This window comes from Azospirillum sp. TSH64, from assembly GCF_003116035.1.
Taxonomy (GTDB): Bacteria; Pseudomonadota; Alphaproteobacteria; order Azospirillales; family Azospirillaceae; genus Azospirillum.
The window spans coordinates 2685352-2702898 of sequence record NZ_LGQW01000015.1 but is presented as its reverse complement, the minus strand read 5'-3'; the positions used below and the strand labels follow the sequence as shown (position 1 = coordinate 2702898).

Below are 17547 nucleotides of genomic sequence, written 5' to 3'. Positions count from 1 at the left end.
CAAAGAGGTGAAAGGGACGGGCGCCATCCGTTATTCCGCCGCCGCGCGGGCGGCGGTGCGGACCAGCAGGTTGCGGCCGGTCATCTCGGCCGGCTTCGGCAGGCCCAGCAGGTCCAGCAGCGTCGGGGCGATGTCGGCCAGACGGCCGCTGTCGATCCGGGCGCCGGCCGGGCCGTTGACCAGCACCAGCGGAACCTTGTCCAGCGTGTGGGCGGTGTGCGGCCCGCCGGTCTCCGGATCCTTCATCAGCTCGCAGTTGCCGTGGTCGGCGGTGATCAGCATGGTGCCGCCGGCACGGCGCACCGCAGCCTCCACCTGACCGACGCTGCTGTCGACCGCCTGCACCGCCTTGATGGCGGCGTCCAGCATGCCGCTGTGGCCGACCATGTCGGGGTTGGCAAAGTTGACGACGATCAGGTCGTACTTGCCCGAGTCGATGGCGCCGACCAGCTTGGCGGTCACTTCCGAGGCCGACATCTCCGGTTGGAGATCGTAGGTGGCGACCTTCGGCGACGGGACCAGGATGCGGTCCTCGCCCTCATAGACCCGCTCTTCGCCACCGTTGAAGAAGAAGGTGACGTGCGGATACTTCTCCGTCTCGGCGATGCGCAGCTGCTTCAATCCGGCCTCGGAAACCACCTCGCCCAGCACCTTGGTCAGGGTTTTGGGCGGAAAGATGGTGGTCATCAGCTTGGCCAGCGCCGACGAATATTCGACCATGCCGACAACGGCGGCCAGCTTCGGTGCCCCATCGACGGGGAAGCCGTCGAAATCCTTCTCGACATAGGCGGCCAGGATCTCGCGGGCGCGGTCGGCGCGGAAGTTCGCCATCAGGATGGCGTCGCCGTCCTTCATGCCTGCGTAATCGCCGATCACCGTCGGCAGGATGAACTCGTCATGCTTCTCGGCGGCATAGCTCTGTTCGATGGCCTGGATCGGGTCGGCGGCGCGCTCGCCTTCCGCCCTGGTCATCGCGGCATAGGCCTTGGCAACGCGGTCCCAGCGCTTGTCGCGGTCCATCGCGTAATAACGGCCGATGACGGTCGCCACCTCGACACCCGGCAGCTCGAAGACGTCGGCCATGAACTCGGCGACCTGGTCCTTGGCGCTCTGCGGCGGAACGTCGCGGCCATCGGTGAAGGCATGGACCGCCACCGGCACGCCCTCGCGCGACAGCACGCCGGCCAGTGCCGCGATGTGGTCCTGGTGCGAGTGGACGCCGCCCGGCGACAGCAGGCCCATCAGGTGGACGCGCCCACCGGTCTTGTGCATCTCCTTGACCAGATCGTTCAGCGCGGCGTTGCGCTCAAGCTCGCCCTCGACGATGGCATGGTCGATCATCACGAGATCCTGCATGACCACCCGGCCGGCGCCGAGATTCATGTGCCCGACCTCGGAGTTGCCCATCTGGCCCTTGGGCAGGCCGACCTCCTCCTCGCTGGCGTCGAGGAAGGCCGTCGGTTCGGCCGACCACAGGCGATCCCAGTTCGGGGTCTCGCCCAGCGCAATCGCGTTGTCGGACCGCTCCTCGCGATAGCCCCAGCCGTCCAGGATGCAGAGGACGACGGGGCGGGGTCGGTTGGTCTCGGTCATCGCGCTTACCTTTCTCGAAAGGTTGTGGTCTCGGAGTTTCGTGTTTTCAGCTCCGGCGCTTTTCCGCGCGCCGGATGCGACGCTCGGAATCAGGACCTGTGATAGGGGTGACCGGCAAGAATTTGTTGAGCGCGATAGAGTTGCTCCGCAAGCATGCCGCGCACCAGCATGTGGGGCCAGGTCATCGGCCCGAAGGCGAGCAGGAAGTCGGCCCGCGCGCGCACCGCGTCGCCATGGCCGTCGGCACCGCCGATCAGGAAGGCGAGGTCACCGGCGCCGCGGTCGCGCCAGTCGCCGATCTTCGCGGCGAAACTCTCGCTTGGCAGCGCCTTGCCGCGTTCGTCCAGCGCCACGACGATGGCGCCGGCCGGCACGGCGGCGAGCAGCAGCTCGGCCTCCTGCCGTTTCAATTCGTCGGAGGAGAGGCGCTTCTTCACCTCGACCTCCTTCAGGGTGAAGGGCCAGCCGAGCCGTCCGACATACTCGTCGAACAGGTCGCGGGTCGGTCCACCCCGCGACCGCCCGACGGCGGCGAGCCACAGACGCATGATGCGGCCCTCCGCCGTCGTTTCCGTCCTCTGCCCGTCAGGCGCTCAGCCGCGCCGTGCCCGACGGCGTCGGCAGTTCCAGGCCCCACATCTTTTCGATGTTGTAGAAGGTCCGGACTTCCGGCTTGAACAGGTGGACGATCACGTCGCCGGCATCGACCAGCACCCAGTCGCACTGGGCCATGCCTTCCATCTCGACGCCGCGGACGCCGGCCTGCTTCAGCTTCTCGGCCAGCTTCATCGCCATGGCGCCGATGTGCCGCGTGTTGCGGCCCGACGCCACGACCATGTAATCGGCGAAGGTGGTTTTCCCGGCAAGATCGATGACGGTCACGTCATCTGCCTGGTCGGCGTCGAGCGACGCCTGGATGAGCGCCTTCAGATCCTGCGGTTCCAGGATCTGGGGAACGGCGGCTGGCCGCGGAGCGGTCGCGGCCGTTTCGGTGTGCGTGGTGATGGCTCCAACCTCTTGCAACGGTTTCACGACCCGGCGGCCCGTGCCTGCCGGATCGCCGTCGCCGAGGCCGGGTGCAAGGGGTTGCGTAAGAACGCCCAGGCCGGCCGCCTGCGGCGCGCCAGCCCTTTTACCCCAGACACCGACACCCGCCGACGGGTGTAGCGCTGGGCGGCCTTGCCGCTCAACGCACCAAGAGAATAGGTTGGACGGGCGAAAACCGCAACGGCCACCGAGTCGAAGATTCGATTCCAGTGCTTCCAGCGTGGAATTTGCCGCAAATTGTCCGCCCCCATCAACCAAACGAAGCGGGTTTTGGGGAAGCGGCGCTGAAGCTTGGCCAGCGTATCGGCGGTGTAGCGGGTGCCGAGCGCGGTCTCGATGGCCGTCACTTCGATCCGCGGATGAGCGGCGACGGCCCGCGCCTCCGCCAACCGCTCGGGCAGCGAGCCCATGCCGGACGTGGACTTCAGCGGGTTCTGCGGACTGACCATCCACCAGACGCGGTCGAGCCCCAGCGCTTTCAGCGCGAACAGGCTGATGTGCCGGTGCCCGGCGTGGGCCGGGTTGAACGACCCACCGAGAATGCCGACGGTCAGCCCCGCATAGAGCGGGCCGGAGTAGAGCTGGGGGGCGTGGTGTCCCTCTTCCGCCCCGGGAGAGGGAATGGGCCCATGAGAAGCATGGGAAGGGTTAGGGGTGATGCAAGGATCGGGGGATCCATGTCCGGATCGCCCCTCACCCTCCCCGCCTCCGGCGGGTCCCCTCCCTCTCCCGGGGCGGGAGAGGGCCTGATCCTTAAGGCCGCGTCTGGCCATCGCCGCGCACGACATACTTGTAGCTGGTCAGCTGCTCCGCGCCCACCGGGCCGCGGGCGTGGAACTTGTCGGTGGAGATGCCGATCTCGGCACCCATGCCGAACTCGCCGCCGTCGGCGAACTGGGTGGAGGCGTTCCACAGCACGATGCCGCTGTCGACGCGGGACAGGAACCGCTCCGCCACCGCCGGATCCTCGGTCAGGATCGATTCGGTGTGGTGGGAGCTGTGGGTGTTGATGTGGTCGATGGCCCCATCCACCCCATCCACCACGCCGCAGGCGATGATGGAGTCAAGATACTCGGTGTCCCAATCCTCCGGCGCCACCGCCGTCACCCGCGGATCGACAGCCTGGGCCGCCGCATCGCCGCGCACCGCGCAGCCGGCATCCAGCAGATCCTTCACCAGAACCGGCAGGGCCGTGCCGGCGATGGCGCGGTCGACCAGCAGCGTCTCGGCTGCGCCGCAGATGGAGGTCCGGCGCATCTTGGCATTCAGCACCACCTTGCGCGCCTTCTCCAGGTCGGCGGCGGCATCGACAAAGACGTGGCAGTTGCCGTCCAGATGCTTGATGACCGGCACCCGGCTCTCGTCGGCGATGCGCTGGATCAGCGACTTGCCGCCGCGCGGAATGATGACGTCGATGTAATCGCGCATGGTCAGCATGTGGCCGACGGCGGCGCGGTCGGTGGTCGGCACCAGCTGGATCGCCGCCTCCGGCAGCCCGGCCTCGCGCAGCCCCTGGGCCAGACAGGAGGCGATGGCGCGGGAGGACCGGATGCTCTCCGACCCGCCGCGCAGGATGGCGGCGTTGCCCGACTTCAGGCAGATACCGCCGGCATCCGCCGTCACGTTGGGCCGGCTTTCATAGATGATGCCGACGACGCCCAGCGGCACGCGGACGCGCTGGATGCGCAGGCCGTTGGGCCGCGTCCATTCCGCCAGCACGCCGCCGATGGGATCGGGGAAGTCGGCGATGTCCTCGAGCCCCTTGGCCATGCCCTCGATGCGCGTGTCGTCCAGCATCAGCCGTTCGCGCATGGGGCCGGAAAGGTCGCGGGCACTCGCCATGTCCTCGGCATTCGCTGCCTTGATCTCGGCGGCGCGGGCGCGGATGGCCGCCGCCGCCGCCCTCAGCGCCCGGTCCTTCGACGGTCCTGGCACGGTCGCCAGCGCGGCCGCAGCGGCGCGTGCGGCGCGGCCGAGGGCGATCATCTGGTCGTGCAGGGCGTCGGTGGTGTCGAGCAGGGCGGACATGGAGGTCTCCGGACACTCTATCCGTTGAAGGGACGACGACCTTAACGAATTGTTCGGGGTTGCGAAAGCCGCGCGGTTGTGGGACTTCGGCGTTGCGGTATGGGCGGGCGTGTGCAAAACGCAACGCGCAGCCCCGCGCCGGGCACGGTTTTCGGGTAAGGTGACATGCTGACGCTGCTGCTGATCGTCTCCGCCTTCTTCGCGGGCGTGCTGAACGCCGTGGCCGGGGGCGGCAGCTTCCTGACCTTCCCGGCGCTGATCCTGGCCGGCGTGCCGCCGCTGAACGCCAACGCCACCAGCACCGTCGCGGTGTCGCCCGGCGCGCTGGCCAGCGCCTTCGGCTACCGGCGGGAGCTCGGCCGCATCCGCGAGGTCCACCTGCCCTCCTTCCTCGGCATCAGCCTCGTCGGCGGACTGCTGGGCGCGCTTCTGCTGTTGTGGACGCCGCAACGGACCTTCGAGGTTATCGTGCCGTGGCTGCTGCTGTTCGCGACGCTGCTGTTCGCCATCGGCCCGACCGCCTCGGCCTGGGTCCGCCGCAATTTCACCATCGGCCACGGCACGGTGCTGGCGGTGCAGTTCCTGATCGCGGTCTATGGCGGCTATTTCGGCGGCGGCATCGGCATCCTGATCCTGGCGACGCTCGGCGTCTTCGGCCTGACCGACCTGCATGCGATGAACGGGCTGAAGTCGCTGGTCTCCGGCTGCCTGAACGCGGTGGCGGTGGCGGCCTTCGTCGCCGGCGGGGCGGTCTATTGGACGGAGGCGCTGATCATGCTGGTCGCCGCCATGGCCGGCGGCTATGCCGGCGCTTCGGTAGCCCGCCACATCCCGCCGCCGGTCCTGCGCAAACTGGTGATCCTGGTTGGGGCGGCGATGACCGTCTATTTCTTCCTCACGAAAACCTGACCCGAACGGAGCCCGCCGGCATGACCGCCCCCATCGGCCGCCCCCCTGTTGATCGCCCCTCTGTTGATCGCGAGTCCCTGCCCTACCGTCCCTGCGTCGGCATCATGCTGCTGAACGACCGCGGCGAGGTGTTCGTCGCCAGGCGATGCGGGTCGGAAGCCGACTGGCAGATGCCCCAGGGCGGCATCGACGATGGCGAGGATGCCCGCAGCGCCGCCTTCCGCGAACTGGATGAGGAAATCGGCACGGCGAAGGCGGAGTTCATCGCCATGACCGCCGCCCCCCACCGCTACGACCTGCCCGACGATCTGCTGGGCAAGGTGTGGAAGGGCCGCTGGCGCGGGCAGGAGCAGATGTGGATGCTGGCCCGCTTCACCGGCGACGAGGCCGACATCCGGCTCGACACCGACCACCCGGAATTCGACGACTGGAAATGGATCGACGCCGAAAAGCTGCCGGGCCTGATCGTCGCCTTCAAGCGCCCGGTCTATGAGTCCGTCCTCGCCGAATTCCGTCCGCTGATCGTGCCGGCAAGAGGGTGACGCATCCTGCCGGGCGCCAGCCCCTCCGCCATGTCCCATTTTTGATTGCGGTTATCCCCAACTTCCCGCCGCCGCCTCCTCCGTCCGAAGCTTGCGCTTAACGAATCCTTGAGACGCAGTCTGGCAACGTCGCTGCTGCAACCGGAATGCGCAAGAATGTGCCTGCCGTAGACGGAGGGGTGGCGTGTCGCTGATCAAGTGGACGGAGGAGGATGACGGCCGGCTCCGCCTGGGCCTGCCGAGCGACCTCGATTTGCCCATGGCGCAACCTCTGCTGGACAGTTTGCGCGCCGCCTTCAAGGCGTCGGCCGACGTCACCGTCCAGGCCGACGCCGTGGAGCGCATCAGCGCCGCCTGCATCCAGGCGCTGGTCGTCGCTGCCCGCGATGCGGCCGAGCGCGGGACCGCCTTCGTCCTCGCCGCCCCGTCCGAGGTGCTGTCCGAAGCGTGCGAGGATCTGGGACTCGCCGCCTGGCTGAAGCAATGGAGCCGAGCGTGAAGAAGAAAGTGATGACGGTGGACGATTCGCGCACCATGCGCGACATGGTGTCCTTCACCCTGCGGGGCGCCGGCTATGACGTGGTGGAAGCCGCCGACGGCCAGCAGGCGATGAGCGCAATCGCCACCAACAAGGTGGATCTGGTCATCACCGACCTGAACATGCCGGTCATGGACGGGCTGACCCTGATCCGCAGGCTGCGCGCCATCCCGGCCCACCGCACCCTGCCGATCCTGATGCTGACCACCGAGGCGGACGAGAGCAAGAAGGCGGAAGGCCGCGCCGCCGGCGCCACCGGCTGGATCGTGAAGCCCTTCAACCCCGACAAGCTGGTGTCGGTGGTGCAGAAGGTCTGCGGCTGACCGCAAGCCGCCGGATTCAGGAAGGGGTGCAGCCGTGGACGATCTCAGCCGCTTCAAACAGACCTACTTCGACGAGAGCGCCGAACTCCTGGCGGTCGCCGAGGCCGGGCTGCTGCGCCTTGCCCCCGGCGAAATCGACATGGACGAGGTGAACGCGATCTTCCGCGCCGTCCATTCGATCAAGGGCGGCGGCGGCGCCTTCGGCTTCAACGACCTCGTCGCCTTCGCCCATGAATTCGAAACGGTGATGGACGGCGTGCGCAACGCCGAAATCCCGGTCAGCACCGAACTGGTCGACACGCTGATCCGCGCCAACGACGTGCTGGCCCGCCTGCTCGCCCACGCCGCCGACGAAACCGAGGCGCCGGCCGGCACCACAGACGACACCGTCGCCGCCCTCCGCCGTTTCCTGGACAAGACCGGGGAGCAGGCGAACGAGGCCGCGCAGCCTGCCGCCATCCAGGCCGCCGCAGGCTTCCATCCCGACGACGAGGATGACGAGGCCGGCATCTTCGGCGACGCGCTGGCCGCCATCCAGGCCGCGCGCGACGACCAGCCGGCGCCCGCCGCCGGCCCCGTTCCCGAAGGCAAGGTCCGCTGGACCATCGTCTTCCGCCCGAAGGCCGAACTGCTGCTGTCGGGTAACGAGCCGACCTACATGCTGCGCGCCCTGCGCCGCCTGGGCGAGGCGGAGGTGGTCTGCCATCTGGACAGGCTGCCCTCCCTGCGCGACCTCGACGCCGAACTGCTGCACCTGTCCTGGACGGTGACGCTGCTGGCCGACCCGCAGGTGGACCGCGCCCAGATCGACGATGTGTTCGAGTTCGTCGCCGACGACTGCGACATCCGCATCAGCGCCGAAGCCCCCCCGCCTGCGATCATCCCCCCCGCGCTCATTGCGCCGGCGGAGCCTGTCCCGGCCGCCGCGCCCGCCCCTGCCGCCAATCTGCCGCAGCCGGCCACCCCCGCCGCCACCACATCCGGCGCGGCGGGTGCGGCGAAGCCCGGCGACGGCGCCAAGCGGACGAACGGCGGTACCGGGGGCAGCGACCATGCCGGGCCGACCACCCACACCATCCGCGTCGACCTCGACAAGATCGACCGGCTGGTCAACATGGTCGGCGAAATGGTCATCACCCAGGCGATGATCGCGGAGCATCTGCGCGACCTGCCGCCGGGCCAGTTCCAGGAACTGCTGGAGGGGCTGGAGGGCCTTGCCCAGCACACGCGCGAACTCCGGGAAAGCGTGATGTCGATCCGCGCCCAGCCGGTTTCCAGCGTCTTCTCCCGCATGCCGCGGCTGGTGCGCGAATGCGCCGCCGTGACCGGCAAGGAGGTGATGCTGGTCACCACCGGCGAGACGACCGAGGTCGACAAGACGGTGGTGGAGAACCTCGTCGACCCGCTGACCCACATGATCCGCAACTCCATCGACCATGGTCTGGAAGGCCCGGATGAGCGGGAGCGCGTCGGCAAGCCGCGCGCCGGCACCGTGCATCTGTCGGCCGCCCACCGGTCGGGCCGCATCGTGATCGAGGTGACCGACGACGGCCGCGGCATCAACCGCGCCAAGGTGCTGTCAAAGGCCATCGAAAAGGGCCTGGTCCAGCCGGGTGCGAGCCTGTCGGACGAGGAGATCGACCACCTGATCTTCCTGCCCGGCTTCTCCACCGCCGATCAGGTGTCGAACCTGTCCGGCCGCGGCGTCGGCATGGACGTGGTGCGGCGGAACATCTCCAGCCTGGGCGGGCGGATCGGCGTCTATTCGACGCCGGGCGAAGGGTCGCGCTTCGTCCTGTCGCTGCCGCTGACGCTGGCGGTGCTGGACGGCATGGTGATCTCGGTCGGCGAGGAGCGCTTCGTCCTGCCGCTGACCAACATCGTCGAAAGCCTGCGACCCAAGCCCGCCGACCTCCATGGGCTGGTCAACAAATGCGATGTCATGATGGCGCGCGGCGAATATGTCCGGCTCGTCCATCTGCACCGGCTGTTCGGCATCCCCAAGGCCATCGACGACGCCACCAAGGGGCTGGTCGTTCTGGTGGAGACGGAGGACGGCTCCCGCCTCGGCCTTGTGGTGGACGAGGTGCTGGGCCAGCAGCAGGTCGTCATCAAGAGCCTGGAAGCCAATTTCCGCCGGCTGGACGGCGTCGCCGCCGCCACCATCCTGGGCGACGGCCGGGTCGCCCTGATCCTGGACGTGGCGGGCTTGCGCGAAATGAGCCGGCATGGTGCAGGCAATGGAAACGCCCCCGCCGACAGCACCCCGCCTTCCCCGTCCCTGCCCGCCCCGGCGGACAAGTCCGACCAGCGTCAACGCCAAACGGTTTGAGGTTCAGCGATGAGCAGTTCCACCGCAATCGCCCCCATCAGCTCCCGCACCGATCTCCAGCCGTCCGGCGCCGCGAACGGCAGCGAGGAGCAATACGTCACCTTCACCGTCGGCAACGAGGAGTACGGCGTCAACATCCTGGCAGTTAGGGAAATCCGCGGCTGGACGCCGGAAAGCAGACTGCCCAATCTCCCCGACTATGTCCGCGGCGTGATCAACCTGCGCGGCATCATCATCCCGATCTTCGACCTGCGGGCCCGCTTCGGCGGCGGCCTGACCCAGGTGACGAAGCGCCATGTCGTGGTGGTGATGCAGGTGGGGGAGCGAACGCGCGGCATCCTGGTCGACGCCATTTCCGACATCCTCGCCATCGGCCATGACGCCATCAAGCCGCCGCCCGATGTCGACAGCGGTCTTATCGACGCCGAGTATCTCAGCGGCCTCTACACCGCCGAGAACCGGATGGTGACCCTGCTCAATGTGGGGAAGCTGTTCGCCGGCGAGCATGTCGACCAGGACGCCACCCGCGCAGCGCTGGAGCCGACCTGATACCGGTTGGCGATCCCCCGGCTGCGCAGGCCGCAACGAGAAGCCATAAAAAGAGGGAACGTCAGCGATGGCCACCGACGGCACGACTGCCAAATCCGGCACCTTCCTCAGCAACATGCGCATCGCCAAGCGGCTGTGGCTGGTCTTCGGCCTGCTGCTGGTTCTGATCGCCGCGCAGTCCGGCACCGGCATCTATGGGTTGGATGGATTGAACCGGCGCATCGACAGCGTCATCGCGTCGGGCGACCTCGCCGTCTTCGCCAAGGATCTGGAAAGCCGCCTGGGTGCACAACGGCTGCAAACCCGGGAATACATCAATATCGGCACCACCGAGGCGCTGGACCGGCTGCGCGTCCTGCGCGGGGAGTTCGAATCGGCGATGGCGGACCGGCAGGCCATGATGAAGGCCTCCCCCCAGGCCGCCGCTTTCGCCGACCTCAACAGCCTGCACGGCGCCTACCACGAGAAATTCGATGCGGTGCGGACCGTGCGCGAGCGCGCCGACCGGACGCTGCGCGAGCGCATGGACCCGCTGGGCACCCAGGTGACCAAACGGCTGGAAGAGGCGGTGGCTGCGGCCGATGCCTCCGGCGACAAGGACGTCGCTTTCGGCATGCAGGAGGTGGAGAAGCGCTGGCTGCTGACCCGCTTCTACGCCAACCGCGCCATCGGCCTGCGCGATCCGGCCGCCGCCGCCCAGCTGGAGGCGGAAGGCAAGGCGATGGGCGACGGGATCGCCCGTCTGTCCGCCCTGCTGCAAAACAACGCCGCCCTGTCCGTGGCCCTGCGCGATGTCGAGACCCGCGGCGCCGAATACCGCAGCGCCTTCCGCGAGATCGTCGCCGCCAATGACGAGGCCAAGCGCCGCACCGACGATCTCGTCGCTGCCGCATCCGCGGTCAACCGTGCCATCGACGCCATCGTCGCCTCCATCGCCGCCGGCTCCAGGGCCATCGAGCAGGAGGCCGGCAGCGAGGCCGCCTTCACCATCCGCCTGACGGTCGGGCTGGGCCTGCTGTCGCTGGTGATCGGCATCGTCGCAGCCAACCGCATCGCCGCCTCCATCGTCGGACCGGTCACCGGCATCCGCCGGGTGATGACCGAACTGACAGAAGGCAAGCTGTCGGTCAGCGTCCCCCACACCGGCCAGCAGGACGAGCTGGGCGACATGGCCCGCGCCGTCGACGCCTTCAAGGACGAGGCGGTGGAGGCCCTGCGCTCCCGCATCGCGCTGGAACGGGTGTCGGCCAACATCATGATGGCCGATGCCGACGGCCGCATCCTTTACGCCAACGACTCGATCATGGGCATGTTCCGCCACGCCGAGGCGGACCTGCGCACCGCGCTGCCCGGCTTCGACCCGGGCAGGCTGGTCGGACAGAATTTCGACGTCTTCCACCGTGACCCGACCCACCAGCGCCGGCTGCTGGCCGATCTGACCCATACCCACCGCGGCTTGGCAAAGACCGGCGGCCGCACCTTCCAGGTCATCGCCAACCCGGTGGTCAGCCGCCAGGGCGAGCGGCTCGGCACCGTCGTCGAATGGCGCGACCTGACCGAGGAACTGGCGATCGAGGCGGAGATCGGCGCCATGGTGGAGAATGCCGTGCGCGGCGACTTCACCCACCGCATCCCGCTGGACGGCAAGAGCGGCTTCTTCCGGCTGGTCAGCGAAGGCATCAACCGCCTGTCCGGGAACATCGCCGCCGTCACCGAGGATCTCGCCACGGTGCTGGAATCGCTGTCGCGCGGCGACCTGACCAGCCGCATCGACAAGCAGTATGAGGGCGTGTTCCAGCGGCTGAAGGACGATTTCAACGGCACGGTCGGCCGCCTGTCCGAGATCGTGCAGCGCATCGACCATGCCGCCGGCTCCATCGCCATCGCCAGCCGCGAGGTGGCGGAGGGCAGCATGGACCTGTCGGAGCGGACCGAGCAGCAGGCCTCCTCGCTGGAGGAGACCGCGGCCAGCATGGAACAGCTCGCCGCCACCGTGCGCTCCAACGCCGACAACGCCCAGCAGGTCAACGGCTTCGCCACCGAGGCGCGCACAGCGGCCTCGCGCGGCGGGCAGGTGGCGACCAGTGCGGTGGAGGCGATGCGCCGGATCGAACAGTCGTCGCAGAAGATCTCCGACATCATCGGCGTGATCGACGAGATCGCCTTCCAGACCAACCTGCTGGCGCTGAACGCGGCGGTGGAGGCGGCGCGGGCCGGTGACGCCGGGCGCGGCTTCGCCGTGGTGGCGCAGGAGGTGCGGCAACTCGCCCAGCGCTCCGCCCAGGCCTCGAAGGAGATCAAGGCGCTGATCATGGACAGCGGCGGGCAGGTGCGCGAGGGCGTCGACCTCGTGCGGTCGGCCGGCAGCTCCCTGACCGAGATCGTGTCGGGCATCGGCCGCGTCGCCGATCTGGTGTCGGAGATCGCGCGGGCGACCGCCGAGCAGGCATCGGGCCTCGACGAGGTCAACATCGCCATCGCCCAGATGGACGAGATGACCCAGAAGAATGCCGCCCTGGTGGAGGAAAGCACCGCCGCCGCCCGTTCCCTGGAGGATCAGGCCGACCAGCTGCGCCAGCAGATGACCTTCTTCACCCTCGCTCGCAAATCAGCCTGAGCCGAGATCTCTCGATGATGCCCCCGGTGCCGCGATGACCGACCGCTCGCCCGCCTCACTGACCGAACCCGAAACGCTGCGGCGCCCCCCGGCCGCCCCGGCGGCGGTTTTCGGTGGCGCGCGCGAATTCCATTTCGAGCGGCACCATTTCGACCTGATCGCCGGCCTGCTCTATCAGCTGGCCGGCATCGCGCTGGCGCCGCACAAGGCGGAGATGGTCTATGCCCGGCTGGCGCGCCGCCTGCGCGAGCTGCGGCTGCCCGATTTCGACGCCTATTGCGCCCTGCTGCAAAGCGACGGCGTGGCCGACGAGATCGGCTTCCTGGTCAATGCGCTGACCACCAACCTGACCAGCTTCTACCGCGAATCGCATCATTTCGACTTTCTCGCCTCCACCGTCCTGCCGGAACTGCGGGAGTTGAACGCCCACAAGCCGAAGCCGCGGTTGAGGCTGTGGTCGGCCGGCTGCTCCTCCGGGCCGGAGCCCTACACCATGGCGATGGTGCTGGTTTCCGCCATGGGGGCGGATCTGCGCCGCTGGGATGCCCGCATCCTCGCCACCGACATCGACACCCACATGGTGGAGACCGCCCGGCGCGGCATCTACCCGCTGTCGGGCGCCACCGGCATTCCGCCGGGGATCCGCCAGCGCTTCACCACCGACACCCGGCTGGACGGCGAGCCTGCTGTGGCGATGGGCGAGGAGCTGAAGCGCCTCGTGACCGTCAAGCCGCTGAACCTGCTGGAACATTGGCCGATGTCCGGCCCGTTCGACGCGATCTTTTGCCGCAATGTCCTGATTTATTTCGACCGCCGTGGCCGGATGCAGGTGATAGAAAACTTCGCCCGGATGCTCCGCCCCGGCGGGTATCTGTTCCTCGGCCACTCGGAGAGCCTGTATGGCGTGTCGAACCTGTTCCGGCAGGCCGGTCCGACCATTTACCGGAGGGAGTGAGCGATGAACGCCGAACCCCTCCCCCGGCAGGAGCCAGCCAGCCCGACGCTCCGCAACCGCATGGGCAGCGGGCGCTACTTCAACCGGGAATTCAACGCCGACACCGTCAAGATCGGGCTGGGCCAGCAGGCGGTCAGCGACCGTCCCGACCTGATGATCGCGACGACGCTGGGTTCCTGCGTGGCGGCCTGCATCCATGACCCGGTGCGCGGCATCGGCGGCATGAACCACTTCATGCTGCCCGACCTGCCGGCGAGCGAGCTTGACGGGGCCGGCATGGCCGCGCGCTATGGATCGGTCGCCATGGAGCGGCTGATCAACGCGCTACTGGCCGCCGGTGCCGAACGCCAGCGCCTGCAGGTCAAGCTGTTCGGCGGCGGCCGCGTCATCGAATCGAGCTACGACATCGGCGGGCTGAACAGCCGCTTCGCGCTGGATTATGTGCAGACGGAGGGGCTGACGCTGGCGGGCCACGATCTGGGCGGAGGCTCCGCCCGGCGGGTGCATTACTTCCCGCACAGCGGACGTGCGCTGCGCCGCCTGCTGCGGCCGGAGGCGGCGGCCGACACCGTCACCCGCGAACGGCGTTTCATCACGCACCTGAGCCAGACCCCCGAGGAGGGCGACGTCGAACTGTTCACCCCCGCCGATCCGGAAGGGAGCTGACCCATGCCCAGACCGATCCGCGTCGTCATCGTCGACGACAGCGCCCTGATGCGCGAGATGCTGAAGGACATCCTGACCCGGGAGGCGGGAATGGAGGTGGCCGGCGTCGCCCGCGACCCCTTCGAAGCGCGCGAGGTCATCAAGGCCACCAACCCCGACGTCATCACGCTGGACGTCGAGATGCCGAAGATGGACGGGCTGTCCTTCCTGGAGAAGATCATGACCCTGCGGCCGACGCCGGTCATCATGGTCTCCTCCCTGACCCGCGAGGGGTCGGACGCCGCCATCCGCGCACTCGAACTGGGGGCGGTGGACTGCGTCGCCAAGCCCGGCAGCTCCGACGGGCAAGGCTTCGAGGCGACGGCGATGGAGCTGGTCTCCAAGATCCGCGTCGCCGCCACCGCGCGCCTGACCATGCGCCGCCCGGCTGCCACCCATGGCGTCCTGCCGACGCCGCGGCGCGCTGGCTCGGGCAAGCGGCTGATCGCGGTCGGCGCCTCGACCGGCGGGGTGGAGCGCATCCGCGACGTGCTCGCCGCCATGCCGGCCGACTGCCCGCCCATCGTCATCACCCAGCATATGGGCCCCAGCTATGTGCCCAGCTTCGCGGCACGGCTCGACCGGCTGTCCGCCCCCACCGTGCGGGTCGCCGTCCATGGCGACCGGCCGGCCCAGGGGCTGGTGCTGATCGCCCCCGGCGACCGCCATCTCGCCATCGTCCGCGACACCGCCGGCTTCGTCTGCCACATCCAGGACACCCCCGCGGTCAGCGGCCACCGCCCGTCGGTCGACGTGCTGTTCGCCTCCGTCGCCAAGGCGGCCGGCAACAACGCCGTCGGCGTCATCCTGTCCGGCATGGGCCGCGACGGCGCCATCGGCATGAAGGCGATGCATGAGGCCGGCGCCTTCACCATCGGCGAGCAGGAATCGAGCTGCGTCGTCTATGGAATGCCACGCGCCGCCAAGGAGGCCGGCGCGGTCACGGTCGAACTGCCGCTCACCCAAATCCCCGCCGAAATGCTGCGCGCCTTCGACGCCGTCGGCGAACGCCCCCGCACCGCCCCGACCTGATCGGGAATCCGGGTAGAGTTTCCAAGGAGCACCAGTATGTTCAAGTCCGCTGCCCACGACGCCGTCCAGACCGGCTCCCGGAATGCCGCGCCCCGGGACGTCTCCGCGACGCCGGACGGCGACGCCAAGGTCGCGGTCACCGCGGAGCTTCTGTCCACCTGGCTCGGCTTCGCCGATGTGCAGCGCCGCACGCTCGACATCGTGCAGGGCGAGCTGACGCGCACCTCGGACCATGTGGAGACCTCCACCCTCGACCTGTCGGAGCGCTTCCGCGAACTGGCCCGGAAGGCGCTGGAGCAGTCGGAACGGGTGGCCCAGATCGTCGACACGGCAGGGTCGGTCGACATCGACGGCGAGCGGGTGCCGCTCGACAGGCTGGTCGTCGGCATGCAGGACGTGATCACAGACATGGTGACCAACATCGTCACCCTGTCGCGCCATGCCATGAGCATGGTCTATCTGCTGGACGACGTGCAGAAGGACGTGGCCGAGCTGGAGAAGTCGATCGGCGACATCGATGGCATCAACCGCCAGACCAACTTCCTGGCGCTGAACGCGACCATCGAGGCCAGCCGCGCCGGCGAGGCCGGGCGGACCTTCGCCGTGGTGGCGCAGGAGGTGCGGCACCTCTCCCGCTCCACCGGCGAACTGGCCGACCGCATGCGCGGCACCGTCACCGCCGTGGTGAAGGGCGTGCGCAACGGCCACGACATCCTGCGCCAGATCGCCAACACCGACATGTCGCCGCAGATGCTGGCCAAGGAACGCGTCGACAAGACGATGGACAGCCTGGTGGCGCAGACCAACCATTTCCAGTCGGTGCTGGAAACGGCGGCGTCGGTGTCGTCCGATATGTCGTCCACCATCGCGCACGTCATCACCGGCATGCAGTTCCAGGACCTGACCAAGCAGCGCATCGAGGCGATCAACGACAGCCTCGCCATCATGAGCGCCGGGCTGGGAGAGCTGGAAACCCGGATCCGCGCCCAGGTGCCGCCCGCCATCGGCGCGCGCGAACCGCAGGAATGGCTGAACCAGCTGATGGGCCGCTTCACGCTGAGCGAGATGCGCGAGCGCTTCGTGCGCAGGCTGCTGCTGGAAGGCACGGCCCTCGACGAAAACGGCGTGCTTGACCTCGATGCCGCAGGGGGAAGCAGCGCCGGCGGTGATATTGAACTCTTCTAGTGCGGTGCCCCCCGCCTGTACACTGAACCATATTTGCGGAAAGACGGGCCTATGGACTACGGCATCGAAGTGCGCGATCAGGAGGCGGTCATCCGCCTGCGCGGTCGCCTGACCTTCAACGACCACGCGAAGTTGCGGGCACTGATCGGTGAAATGGGACAGAACAAGCTCAAGCGCCAGGTGCTCGACCTGTCGTCGCTCGAATTCGTCGATTCCGCCGGCATCGGCATGCTGCTGATCGCGCGGGAGGAGATGGACCGCGCCGCCAAGCAGTTCATCCTGCGCGGCGCCGCCGGTCAGGTCAAACGGGTGCTGACCGTGGCGCAGATCGCCAAGATCGTTCCGATCGAGGACTGATCCCGGTGATCGACGGGACAACCCAGGGCACGACACAGGAGGCGGACCAGACCGCCGGCTGCCGCACCCGCTTCGCCGGTCTTCTGGCGCCGGGGTTGGCGGCCGACCGGCTGACCCGGCTGGCGCTGGCGCTGCGGCTGTCCCCGGTGCAGGCGCCCGCCGGACCGGCGCCGCTGGCGGTCCTGCTGGCCGGAGACGGGAGCGCCGTACCTGAGTCCGACGCGCTCTGGCTCCCGCCGGTCGCCGCCTGGATCGAGCCGCCAACCGATACCGGGGCTTCCGATACCGCCGACCGATTGGCGCCATTCCTGGCGGAGGCGGCGACAAGCGATCTCTACCTGAACCTGACCACGGCCACCGCGCACGACCTCCAGCTTGGCGGCAGGCTGCTGGCCGCGCTGAGCGCCCGCCATCCGCTGGAGGGGGACCGCCGCGACGACGTCGAGCTTGCGTTGCACGAGGCGGTCAGCAACGCGCTGGTCCACGGCAACCTGGGTGTCGCCGGCATGAAGGAGCTGAGCGCCCAGGAGCTGGAACGTTTTTCCCGCGACCTGGGCGACCGTCTGGCCGATCCGGTGCTGGCGGGCCGCCGCATCGTCGTCACGCTCCGGATCGACCCGGCGGAGGATGGCCGGCGGGTGGCGACGGTGGAGATCGCCGATGAGGGCGCCGGCTTCACCCCGGGCCCGCGCGCCAACTCGGGAGCGTCCGGCCGCGGCCTCGACCTGATCGGCACCATCGCCGACGGGCTGACGATCGAGGATGGCGGCCGCCGCATCCGCATGAGGTTCCGGCTGTGACCGCGGATGGCTGGCATAATCCCGGCTGTGGAGCG

Annotated in this window: 18 protein-coding genes; 13 read left to right on the top strand and 5 right to left on the bottom strand. The window is 68.6% G+C overall.

Annotation, left to right across the window (positions count from 1 at the left end; translation table 11 throughout):
• Nucleotides 1-30: 30 nt before the first annotated feature.
• The 5 genes from gpmI to TSH64_RS13715 form a co-directional block, all read right to left on the bottom strand.
• The gene (gene gpmI, locus TSH64_RS13735) at nucleotides 31-1593 is read right to left on the bottom strand and encodes a 2,3-bisphosphoglycerate-independent phosphoglycerate mutase (protein ID WP_109445648.1); all 1563 of its coding nucleotides are present in this window, start codon (nucleotides 1591-1593) and stop codon (nucleotides 31-33) included.
• 89 nt (nucleotides 1594-1682) lie between these two features.
• Nucleotides 1683-2141, bottom strand: a complete 459-nt coding sequence (rlmH, locus tag TSH64_RS13730; RefSeq protein ID WP_014248610.1) for a 23S rRNA (pseudouridine(1915)-N(3))-methyltransferase RlmH — start codon at nucleotides 2139-2141, stop codon at nucleotides 1683-1685.
• A gap of 37 nt (nucleotides 2142-2178) precedes the next feature.
• Nucleotides 2179-2625 (bottom strand): ribosome silencing factor, encoded by a 447-nt coding sequence (gene rsfS / locus TSH64_RS13725; RefSeq protein ID WP_109445646.1) that lies wholly within the window; start codon nucleotides 2623-2625, stop codon nucleotides 2179-2181.
• A complete protein-coding gene (locus TSH64_RS13720; protein WP_348770323.1) occupies nucleotides 2622-3413 on the bottom strand; it encodes a nicotinate-nucleotide adenylyltransferase in 792 nt (263 codons plus the stop codon). The genes rsfS and TSH64_RS13720 overlap by 4 nt, the downstream gene beginning before the upstream one ends.
• The gene (locus TSH64_RS13715; protein WP_109445644.1) at nucleotides 3394-4668 is read right to left on the bottom strand and encodes a glutamate-5-semialdehyde dehydrogenase; all 1275 of its coding nucleotides are present in this window, start codon (nucleotides 4666-4668) and stop codon (nucleotides 3394-3396) included. The genes TSH64_RS13720 and TSH64_RS13715 overlap by 20 nt, the downstream gene beginning before the upstream one ends.
• Nucleotides 4669-4833: 165 nt before the next feature.
• On the opposite strand from TSH64_RS13715, the gene TSH64_RS13710 reads away from it, so the two are divergent.
• The 13 genes from TSH64_RS13710 (at nucleotide 4834) to TSH64_RS13650 (ending at nucleotide 17512) form a co-directional block, all read left to right on the top strand.
• The gene (locus TSH64_RS13710; RefSeq protein WP_109445642.1) at nucleotides 4834-5577 is read left to right on the top strand and encodes a sulfite exporter TauE/SafE family protein; all 744 of its coding nucleotides are present in this window, start codon (nucleotides 4834-4836) and stop codon (nucleotides 5575-5577) included.
• Between the two features lie 20 nt (nucleotides 5578-5597).
• Complete coding sequence (locus tag TSH64_RS13705) at nucleotides 5598-6119, top strand: RNA pyrophosphohydrolase (RefSeq protein ID WP_109445640.1); 522 nt, start codon at nucleotides 5598-5600, stop codon at nucleotides 6117-6119.
• 184 nt (nucleotides 6120-6303) lie between these two features.
• Nucleotides 6304-6618 (top strand): STAS domain-containing protein, encoded by a 315-nt coding sequence (locus tag TSH64_RS13700; RefSeq protein WP_109445638.1) that lies wholly within the window; start codon nucleotides 6304-6306, stop codon nucleotides 6616-6618.
• Nucleotides 6603-6980, top strand: coding sequence for a response regulator (locus tag TSH64_RS13695; RefSeq protein WP_109048963.1), 378 nt, complete (start codon nucleotides 6603-6605; stop codon nucleotides 6978-6980). Before TSH64_RS13700 ends, TSH64_RS13695 begins: the two co-directional genes overlap by 16 nt.
• A 34-nt stretch (nucleotides 6981-7014) precedes the next feature.
• Nucleotides 7015-9312, top strand: a complete 2298-nt coding sequence (locus TSH64_RS13690) for a chemotaxis protein CheA (RefSeq protein WP_109445636.1) — start codon at nucleotides 7015-7017, stop codon at nucleotides 9310-9312.
• 9 nt (nucleotides 9313-9321) lie between these two features.
• Nucleotides 9322-9861, top strand: coding sequence for a chemotaxis protein CheW (locus TSH64_RS13685; protein ID WP_109445634.1), 540 nt, complete (start codon nucleotides 9322-9324; stop codon nucleotides 9859-9861).
• A 67-nt stretch (nucleotides 9862-9928) separates the two neighbouring features.
• Entirely contained in the window at nucleotides 9929-12478 is a 2550-nt protein-coding gene (locus tag TSH64_RS36640; RefSeq protein WP_109445631.1) for a methyl-accepting chemotaxis protein, read from the top strand.
• Nucleotides 12479-12512: 34 nt separating this feature from the next.
• Nucleotides 12513-13433: a protein-glutamate O-methyltransferase gene (locus tag TSH64_RS13675; protein WP_109445629.1), complete on the top strand. Its 921-nt coding sequence runs from the start codon at nucleotides 12513-12515 to the stop codon at nucleotides 13431-13433.
• Between the two features lie 3 nt (nucleotides 13434-13436).
• The gene (locus TSH64_RS13670; protein WP_109445627.1) at nucleotides 13437-14099 is read left to right on the top strand and encodes a chemotaxis protein; all 663 of its coding nucleotides are present in this window, start codon (nucleotides 13437-13439) and stop codon (nucleotides 14097-14099) included.
• Between the two features lie 3 nt (nucleotides 14100-14102).
• Nucleotides 14103-15170: a chemotaxis response regulator protein-glutamate methylesterase gene (locus TSH64_RS13665; RefSeq protein WP_109445625.1), complete on the top strand. Its 1068-nt coding sequence runs from the start codon at nucleotides 14103-14105 to the stop codon at nucleotides 15168-15170.
• A 36-nt stretch (nucleotides 15171-15206) separates the two neighbouring features.
• Nucleotides 15207-16355 carry a methyl-accepting chemotaxis protein gene (locus TSH64_RS36635; RefSeq protein WP_109445623.1) on the top strand — a complete coding sequence of 383 codons (1149 nt, stop codon included), beginning with the start codon at nucleotides 15207-15209 and terminating at the stop codon, nucleotides 16353-16355.
• Between the two features lie 51 nt (nucleotides 16356-16406).
• Nucleotides 16407-16712, top strand: a complete 306-nt coding sequence (locus TSH64_RS13655) for an STAS domain-containing protein (protein WP_109048956.1) — start codon at nucleotides 16407-16409, stop codon at nucleotides 16710-16712.
• Between the two features lie 5 nt (nucleotides 16713-16717).
• A complete protein-coding gene (locus tag TSH64_RS13650) occupies nucleotides 16718-17512 on the top strand; it encodes an ATP-binding protein (RefSeq protein ID WP_247872925.1) in 795 nt (264 codons plus the stop codon).
• The last annotated feature ends 35 nt before the right edge of the window (nucleotides 17513-17547 follow it).

What these genes read in the sequence shown, in the direction of transcription:
- gpmI (WP_109445648.1), bottom strand. Translation starts at nt 1,593, where the DNA reads ATGACCGAGACCAACCGACCCCGCCCCGTCGTCCTCTGCATCCTGGAC.
- rlmH (WP_014248610.1), bottom strand. Translation starts at nt 2,141, where the DNA reads ATGCGTCTGTGGCTCGCCGCCGTCGGGCGGTCGCGGGGTGGACCGACC.
- TSH64_RS13720 (WP_348770323.1), bottom strand. Translation starts at nt 3,413, where the DNA reads ATGGCCAGACGCGGCCTTAAGGATCAGGCCCTCTCCCGCCCCGGGAGA.
- TSH64_RS13715 (WP_109445644.1), bottom strand. Translation starts at nt 4,668, where the DNA reads ATGTCCGCCCTGCTCGACACCACCGACGCCCTGCACGACCAGATGATC.
- TSH64_RS13710 (WP_109445642.1), top strand. Translation starts at nt 4,834, where the DNA reads ATGCTGACGCTGCTGCTGATCGTCTCCGCCTTCTTCGCGGGCGTGCTG.
- TSH64_RS13705 (WP_109445640.1), top strand. Translation starts at nt 5,598, where the DNA reads ATGACCGCCCCCATCGGCCGCCCCCCTGTTGATCGCCCCTCTGTTGAT.
- TSH64_RS13695 (WP_109048963.1), top strand. Translation starts at nt 6,603, where the DNA reads ATGGAGCCGAGCGTGAAGAAGAAAGTGATGACGGTGGACGATTCGCGC.
- TSH64_RS13685 (WP_109445634.1), top strand. Translation starts at nt 9,322, where the DNA reads ATGAGCAGTTCCACCGCAATCGCCCCCATCAGCTCCCGCACCGATCTC.
- TSH64_RS36640 (WP_109445631.1), top strand. Translation starts at nt 9,929, where the DNA reads ATGGCCACCGACGGCACGACTGCCAAATCCGGCACCTTCCTCAGCAAC.
- TSH64_RS13675 (WP_109445629.1), top strand. Translation starts at nt 12,513, where the DNA reads ATGACCGACCGCTCGCCCGCCTCACTGACCGAACCCGAAACGCTGCGG.
- TSH64_RS13670 (WP_109445627.1), top strand. Translation starts at nt 13,437, where the DNA reads ATGAACGCCGAACCCCTCCCCCGGCAGGAGCCAGCCAGCCCGACGCTC.
- TSH64_RS13665 (WP_109445625.1), top strand. Translation starts at nt 14,103, where the DNA reads ATGCCCAGACCGATCCGCGTCGTCATCGTCGACGACAGCGCCCTGATG.
- TSH64_RS36635 (WP_109445623.1), top strand. Translation starts at nt 15,207, where the DNA reads ATGTTCAAGTCCGCTGCCCACGACGCCGTCCAGACCGGCTCCCGGAAT.
- TSH64_RS13655 (WP_109048956.1), top strand. Translation starts at nt 16,407, where the DNA reads ATGGACTACGGCATCGAAGTGCGCGATCAGGAGGCGGTCATCCGCCTG.